This is a genomic window from Rhizobacter sp. P3_B12, from assembly GCF_056402895.1.
The window spans coordinates 1-5,886 of the sequence record NZ_JBFUGN010000338.1; the positions used below are offsets into that span (position 1 = coordinate 1).

The following is a 5,886-nucleotide window of genomic DNA, read 5'->3' on the forward strand; positions in this document are numbered from 1 at the left end:
GCGGCCGCCAGGGCCGCGGGCAGGCGGGCCGCCACCAGCGGCAGGCGCACGACGAAGCGGCAGCCGCTGCCCATGCCCTCGCTGTGCGCCTCGACCGTGCCGCCGTGCATCTCCACCAGCTGCTTCACCAGCGCGAGGCCGATGCCCAGCCCGCCCTGCGCCCGCGCGACCGAGCGGTCGACCTGCGCGAACATGTCGAACACCCGCGGCAGCATGTCGTGCGAGAGGCCGACGCCGGAGTCCTGCACCGAGATCACCGCCTCGCCGTTCTCCGGATCGGTGCGGCCCTCCTCGCGCCACGCGCCGAGTTCGATCGAGCCGCCCTCGGGCGTGTACTTCGCGGCGTTGTTCAGCAGGTTCGCGACGATCTGGCACAGCCGCGTGGTGTCGCCATCGACGCACAGCTCGCCGGCCGGCGGCAGCTGCACGCGCAGCTCGTGCCGGCCCGCATCGACCAGCGGCCGGCTGGTCTCGACCGCCGTCTTCAGCACCTCGGCCAGGTCGACGCGCGTGCGGCGCAACTCGAGCTTGCCCTGGCTGATGCGGCTCACGTCCAGCAGGTCGTCGACCAGGTGCACCATCTGCCCGAGCTGCCGCTCGATCACCTCGCGCGCATGCGCCTGCGCCACCGGCCCCGGGTTGCGCTGCATGATCTCCAGCGCATTGCGGATCGGCGCCAGCGGGTTGCGCAGCTCGTGCGCCAGCGTCGCGAGGAACTCGTCCTTGCGGCGGTCGTTGTCGTGCAGCGCGGCCTCGGCCAGCTTGCGGTCGGTGATGTCGGCGACGATGCCCAGCAGCCGGCGGCTGCTGCTTCGTGCATCGCCCTCGCTGCCGTAGAACACGCCGTGCGCCTCGATCCAGTGCAGCGAGCCGTCCGGCCACAGCACGCGCGCCTCGAAGTGCAGGTCCTGCTGCGTCGCCTCGCTGGTCTGGAACAGCGCCGCGATGCGTTCGCGGTCGGCCGGGTGCACATGCGACAGCATCACCCGGCTGCCCCACTGGCCCACCGGCTCGTCGTAGCCGAAGCAGCGGTCGTGGCGCAGCGAGGTGCGCGCGGTGTCGCTCGCGATGTCGAGTTCCCACTCGCCGATGCGCGCCGAATCGAGCGTGAACTGCAGCCGCGCCTGGCTCTCGTGGAACGCGGCGTCGATCTGCGCCTGCTCGGTCACGTCGGAGGCGATCACCAGCACCGATTCGACGCTGCCGTCGTCGCCGAACTCCGGCATCAGGCGCGCGTTGAAGAAGCGCTCGCCCTGCGCGGCGCTGTCCATCGCGTAGTTCAGCCGCACCAGCCGGCCGGTGGCGAACACCTCCTTCAGCGCACCGTTCCATTGCGCGCACAGCGCCGCCGGCAGCCCGAGCTCGCCGAAGGTCTTGCCCAGCATGGTCGAGGGCGTGATGCCGAGGTGGCGCTGCACCACCGGGCTGACGTAGACGTGGCGCAACCCGCGGTCGATGCGCGCGAAGATGTCGGGCGAGTTCTCGACCAGCGTCGCGAACTCGCGCTCGCGGCGCGCCAGCGCGAGCGAGGCGATCATCAGCGTCTGCTCGGCCGCCAGGCGCGCGCTCACGTCGCGGATCACGCACAGCCGGCCGATCGGCTCGCCCTGGGCGCCGCGCAGGCGCGACACGGTGCATTCGACGTGCAGGGCCTCGTCGTTGCGCTTCACGTGCAGCAGGCGGGCACGGTAGCTGCCGGTGTCGAGCAGCTCGCGCCGGCAGGCCTCGCGCAGTGCGTCGTCGGGCCAGACCTCGCGGTACAGCTCGTCGCAGCTGCGGCCGAGCAGCGCCGAAGCGCTCTGCCCGTACTGCCGCTCGGCGGCCGCGTTCATGAAGATCAGGTGGCCGCCATCGTCGAACGCGAGCACGGCGTCTTCCATCTGCGTCAGCACCGCGCGACGCAGCTTGTTGTCGGCGGCATTCGCGGTGTCGAGCGTGTAGATGTCGCGGCCGACGACGATCGCGTCGACGTCGCCGTTGCGGATCGCCCGCAGCGTGTCTTCCGCCTCCTCCAGGCGCACCCGCAGGCCCTCGTTGTCGTGCTGCAGGCGGTCGGAGGCCGTCATCCTCCAGCTCCCGCCGCCGGCAGCAGATGCAGCGGGTCGAGCGAACGGCGCAACCGCTCGTCGTCGGACAGGTCACCGATGAAGCGGCGCAGCGGCAAGGGTGCCAGGCGGATCAGCGTCGGCGCCGCGATGATCTGGTCGGCAGCCGCCTGTTCGACGTGCTCGCCGATGTCGAGCACCTCCAGCCGGTAGCGGCCTGTCAGATGGGTCTCGCAGAAGCGCCGCGCATTGACGACCGCCCGCGCCGAGGCCGGCGTCGCCCCCGTGACATAGAGCCGCAGGTCGACGAGGTCCGGCAGGCGGTCGTCCAGGGTCATCGCGCTCGTGCCGAAGACGGCACGTAGGGCCGCACGTCGAGGCCGACCAGCACGCGCTCTTCGTTCGACAGGTCGCCGATGATCTTGCGCATCGGCTCGGGCACCTTGCGCACCAGCGTCGGCACCGCGAGGATCTGGTCGCCGGCGGCCAGCTGCGGGTTGACCAGCAGGTCGACCACCTCGATCGAATAGCGGCCCGCGAGGTGGGTCTCGCAGATGTGCTTGAGGTTGTCGAGGGCCGCCATGGACTTGGCAGTATGCCCCGCGACATACAGCTTCAGCTGCCACTCGGGGTTGGTGGCGATCGCACGCCCGGCGTTCATCCGCGCCCCTCCTGCGCCTCGCGCAGCTTGCGCGCCGAGCCGGTCAGCACGCGCTGGTCGGACACGAACACGTCGACCAGCTCGACACCGTGCTCGCTGAGCAGGAACTCGCGCACCTGGTTCGAATGCGGCATGCCGCGCGACTTGACGACCTGCAGCGTGCGGGTGCGTTCGCCGTTCAGTTCGAGGTTCGCCAGCACGATCCAGCTGTCCATCAGCGACGAGACGCCGACGCCGGAACTGTCGAACACCTCGGTGACCGGGCCATGCGCCAGCGTCGTGAACAGCGAGGTCACGCCCTGCTGCTTCAGGAAATCGATCAGCCGGATCAGCGTGGCCTGCAGCGAGCTGTCGGCCTGGCTCATCACGAGGTTGCTGATCGGGTCGATCACGACCGCGTCGGGCCGCGCCGACCTGACGATGTCGTACATCGCCACCAGGTGCTGCTCCAGCCCGTGCAGCGTCGGCCGCGACGCATGGATCTCCAGCAGCCCCTTGGCCTTCCAGCGCCCGAGGTCGATGCCGATCGACTTCATGTTGCGGATCAGCTGGCTCTCGGACTCCTCGTACGCGAACAGCACCGCCTTCTCGCCGCGCGCGCACACCGCATCGACGAAGCTCGCGCCGACGCTGCTCTTGCCGGTGCCGGCCGTGCCGGAGACCAGCACGCTGCTGCCGCGGAACACGCCGCGCCCGCCGAGCATGCCGTCGAGCCCGCGCACGCCGGTCGACACCCGTTCGTCGCTGGCCTGGTGGTCGAGCCGCAGCGAGGTGATCGGCAGCACCGACAGGCCGCTCGCGCCGATCAGGAACGGGTACTCGTTGGTGCCGTGCGCCGAGCCGCGGTACTTGACGACGCGCAGCCGGCGCGTGGACACCTGGTCGATGATGCGGTGATCGAGCAGCAGCACGCAGTCGGCCACGTACTCCTCGAGCCCGTAGCGGGTCAGCGTGTTCTCGCCGCGCTCGCCGGTGACGATGGCCGTCATGCCGCGGTCCTTCAGCCAGTGGAACAGCCGGCGCAGCTCGGCGCGCAGCAGCGCCTGGTTCGGCAGGCCCGAGAACAGCGCCTCGATGGTGTCGAGCACCACGCGCTTCGCGCCGATGCGGCGGATCGCGTGGTCGAGCCGGATGAACATGCCCTCGAGGTCGTACTCGCCGGTCTCCTCGATCTCGCTGCGCTCGATCTTCACCTGGTCGATCGCCAGCTTGCCTTCGGCCTGCAGCACGTCCAGGTCGTGGCCGAGCGAGCGCATGTTGGCGACCAGGTCGTCGCTGCTTTCCTCGAAGCTCATGAACACGCCCGGCTCGCCGTACTGCAGCGCGCCATTCACCAGGAACTCGGCGGCCAGCAGCGTCTTTCCGCAGCCGGCAGCGCCGCACACCAGCGTCGGCCGGCCGCGCGGCAGGCCGCCTTCGGTGATCTCGTCGAGACCGGCGATGCCGGTCGGCGCCTTCGGCAGCAGCCGGTCGGGCGAGTCAAGGGAGGGTCTCTTCATGCGGGTTGTTCTCCTCTTCTTCTGTCAACCGTCAACCACGGGTCCTGACCGCAGCGCTGATCTCGTCCATCAACGCCTCGAGCTCCTCGGGCTCGAACGGCTTGCGCAGCGCCCGCACGTTCGGGCCGAACTGCCGCACCCACTCGCCGAACTCGTAGCCCGAGCACAGCACCACCCAGCGCTCGGGCTGCTTCGCGAGCAGCTGCTTCGCGAGGTCGGTGCCGGAGATGCCGGGCAGGCTGACGTCGGTGATGACGATGTCGTACTCGTTCGCGGCACACAGCGCCAGCGCCTCTTCGCCGTTGGCGCACGCGGTCAGCGTGCGCCCGGGCTGCTCCATCAGCATCGAGATGCTCAGTCGCAGGTCGTCGTTGTCTTCGACGTAGAGCACGGTCACATCTTGCAAATCGGGTCCTCCAGCGGATGCCATGGTGAAAAAGTCTACGCTGCCGCAACGGGTTTCCGAACCCGCCGGCGGGGCATGAAGCCGGAGGGGTGGGGGCTCGCCAACCCAGCAAACTCGCGGGTTGCCGGGGCACGGCGCACCGGATGTAGTCCCCATCCTACAAGCGCAGACGGTACCGTCCGTCACAAGCTTGCGACGATGCAGCGGTAGTCTGCGGGACCACGCGCACGCTTCGCATGCAAAAAGACATGCGGCGGGCCGGGATCGACACCGCCATCCTGCTCTCGCCGGCTTCAATCTGTCTGGAAAGCCCTGTCATGAACGTGATCGAACTCAACGAAATCGCGACCCCGGAGCGCGAGATGGCCACCCTGCTCGCCGCGCTGACGCAGCTGCGGCGCGGCGACGCCAGCGTGCGCCTGCCGCTGCACTGGGAGGGCCTGCCGGGCAAGGTGGCCGACGTCTTCAACGACCTGGTCGAGCAGAACGCCGCGATGGCCGACGAGCTCGGCCGGCTGCGCCAGGTGGTCGGCAAGGAAGGCAAGCTGAAGCAGCGCGCGGTGCTCAGCGAGACGCGCGGCTTCTGGGGCGCCTCGATCGACTCGATCAATGCGCTGATCGACGACCTGGTGCACCCGACCAGCGAGGTGGCGCGGGTGATCGGCGCGGTGGCCCAGGGCGACCTGAGCAAGAGCATGGCACTGGAGGTCGAGGGCCGCGAGCTCGAGGGCGAATTCCTGCGCACCGCGAAGACCATCAACAAGATGGTCGAGCAGCTCGGCAACTTCTCGGCCGAGGTGACGCGCGTGGCGCGCGAGGTGGGCACCGAGGGCATGCTGGGCGGCCAGGCCAAGGTGAAGGGCGTGGCCGGCACCTGGAAGGACCTGACCGACTCGGTCAACTCGATGGCCGGCAACCTGACCGACCAGGTGCGCAACATCGCCGACGTGACGACCGCCGTCGCGAAGGGCGACCTGTCGAAGAAGATCGACGTCGACGTGAAGGGCGAGTTCCTGACGCTGAAGAACACCATCAACACGATGGTCGACCAGCTGCGCTCGTTCGCCTCGGAAGTGACGCGGGTGGCGCGCGAGGTGGGCACCGAGGGTTCGCTGGGCGGCCAGGCGCGGGTGGAAGGCGTGTCGGGCACCTGGAAGGACCTGACCGATTCGGTCAACTCGATGGCCGGCAACCTGACCAGCCAGGTGCGCAACATCGCCGACGTGACCAAGGCGGTGGCCGCCGGCGACCTGTCGAAGAAGATCACCGTCGACG

Annotated in this window: 6 protein-coding genes; 1 reads left to right on the forward strand and 5 read right to left on the reverse strand. The window is 69.5% G+C overall.

Annotation, left to right across the window (positions count from 1 at the left end; genetic code table 11):
- The 5 genes from AC1D01_RS17745 to AC1D01_RS17765 form a co-directional block, all read right to left on the reverse strand.
- Positions 1-2,066: sensor histidine kinase (locus tag AC1D01_RS17745; RefSeq protein ID WP_477868531.1), on the reverse strand; the 2,066-nt coding region annotated here is incomplete at its 3' end.
- Entirely contained in the window at positions 2,063-2,383 is a 321-nt protein-coding gene (locus AC1D01_RS17750) for a circadian clock KaiB family protein (protein WP_477868533.1), read from the reverse strand. The genes AC1D01_RS17750 and AC1D01_RS17745, both read right to left, overlap by 4 nt.
- The gene (locus AC1D01_RS17755; protein WP_477868535.1) at positions 2,380-2,706 is read right to left on the reverse strand and encodes a circadian clock KaiB family protein; all 327 of its coding nucleotides are present in this window, start codon (positions 2,704-2,706) and stop codon (positions 2,380-2,382) included. Before AC1D01_RS17755 ends, AC1D01_RS17750 begins: the two co-directional genes overlap by 4 nt.
- Positions 2,703-4,205, reverse strand: coding sequence for a circadian clock protein KaiC (gene kaiC, locus AC1D01_RS17760; protein ID WP_477868537.1), 1,503 nt, complete (start codon positions 4,203-4,205; stop codon positions 2,703-2,705). Before kaiC ends, AC1D01_RS17755 begins: the two co-directional genes overlap by 4 nt.
- A gap of 31 nt (positions 4,206-4,236) precedes the next feature.
- Positions 4,237-4,602: a response regulator gene (locus AC1D01_RS17765; RefSeq protein ID WP_477868541.1), complete on the reverse strand. Its 366-nt coding sequence runs from the start codon at positions 4,600-4,602 to the stop codon at positions 4,237-4,239.
- A gap of 326 nt (positions 4,603-4,928) precedes the next feature.
- Between AC1D01_RS17765 and AC1D01_RS17770 the strand changes: the two genes are divergently transcribed.
- A partial coding sequence (locus tag AC1D01_RS17770) for a HAMP domain-containing protein (RefSeq protein WP_477868539.1) occupies positions 4,929-5,886 on the forward strand: 958 nt, incomplete at its 3' end.

What these genes read in the sequence shown, in the direction of transcription:
- AC1D01_RS17750 (WP_477868533.1), bottom strand. Translation starts at nt 2,383, where the DNA reads ATGACCCTGGACGACCGCCTGCCGGACCTCGTCGACCTGCGGCTCTAT.
- AC1D01_RS17755 (WP_477868535.1), bottom strand. Translation starts at nt 2,706, where the DNA reads ATGAACGCCGGGCGTGCGATCGCCACCAACCCCGAGTGGCAGCTGAAG.
- kaiC (WP_477868537.1), bottom strand. Translation starts at nt 4,205, where the DNA reads ATGAAGAGACCCTCCCTTGACTCGCCCGACCGGCTGCTGCCGAAGGCG.